Source organism: Frigoribacterium sp. CFBP 13605 (assembly GCF_014839405.1).
Taxonomy (GTDB): Bacteria; Actinomycetota; Actinomycetes; order Actinomycetales; family Microbacteriaceae; genus Frigoribacterium.
Window position 1 is genome coordinate 1 of record NZ_JACYNS010000211.1, and the last position, 1,184, is coordinate 1,184.

Here is a 1,184-nt window from a genome sequence, read left to right on the forward strand (position 1 = left end):
GCGACGCGACGCGCACCGGAGCGGTGAGGGCGGAGGGGCGCAGAAGAGCGGCGAGGGCGGCGGCGACCGTCTCGGCCGGGGCGGCCGACGTCGCGACCTCGACCGGTACGGAGCCCCCGGCCACCGACGCGTCGCTCGGCACGGCGGAGGTGCCGTCGGTCGTCGAAGCCTTCTCGGTCGTGGTGGTCGCGGTGTCGGACTCGTCGACCGGGGCGGTCGGTGCCGAGGTCGCCTCGGCGAGGGGCCAGCGCCAGGGGACGACGGACGGGGCGTCGAGCGACGACGACCCGGCCACGGCCGAGGCGGACGCCGGAGCCGGGGTGGGGGCAGGAGGAGACGCGACAGGGTCGTTCCGGTCGGCACCTCGCGTCGAGGAGCCTTCGTCGCGCATGGCGGCACCGAAGCCGGTGGCCGCGCGGTCGGCGTCACGGGCGGTGCCGGCCCCCGGGCCCCGCGACCCCGCGGAAGGGCGGAGCGACGACGCATCGGACAAGGCAGGAGGCGCGAACGGCAGGGTGCGGGACAGGGTCACGAGGCCACCCCCGCGCTCATCAGCTTCTGCAGGGCCGCGGTCATCAGGTCGGTCCCGGACGAGGACGCGCCCGACGCACCGGCGGCACCGGAGAGACCCGACAAGCCCGACAGGCCGGACAGGCTCGACAACGCGGACGAGGCGGACGACGCCGGGGCGGCACCCGTCGCGCCCTCGGCCGGGACGATGCGCCGGATCGTGCTGAGGTCGGAGTCCTTGTACCAGTTGTCGACGATCTGGACGTCCTTGCCCGGGCGGGGTGCGTGCAGCACCTTGCCGTCGCCGAGGTAGATCACGATGTGGCCCTCGCCCTTCGGCACGAGCAGGTCGCCGGGCTTCGCCTCGGCGAGCGAGGGCACCTCGGCGCCCATCTCCGCCTGGTCGGGCACGACCCGCGGCATGCTGACGCCGAGGTCCCCGAACACGGTCTGCACGAGGCCCGAGCAGTCCATGCCGGTCCGGTCCTCGCCGCCGAACACGTACGGCACGCCGAGGTACTTCTTCGCGGCCTCGACCACGTCCGAGCCGTCGGCTCCGCTGCCGCTCGCGACCGACCCGGCCACGGCGTCCACGGAGGCGCTGGTCGCCGTCGCCCCCGTCCCGGACGTGCCGGCGAGCGCGTCGGCGAAGGCCGTGGCCGACGTCGCGGACG

1 protein-coding gene and 1 pseudogene are annotated in these 1,184 nt (G+C 75.7%); both read right to left on the reverse strand.

Annotation, left to right across the window (positions count from 1 at the left end; all coding sequences use genetic code 11):
• Positions 1 to 532 (reverse strand): annotated as a pseudogene (locus IFT36_RS16075) (hypothetical protein); the annotation flags it as partial.
• The coding region (locus IFT36_RS16080) for a C40 family peptidase (protein ID WP_200413671.1) at positions 529 to 1,184 on the reverse strand (656 nt) is incomplete at its 5' end. The pseudogene IFT36_RS16075 and the gene IFT36_RS16080, both read right to left, overlap by 4 nt.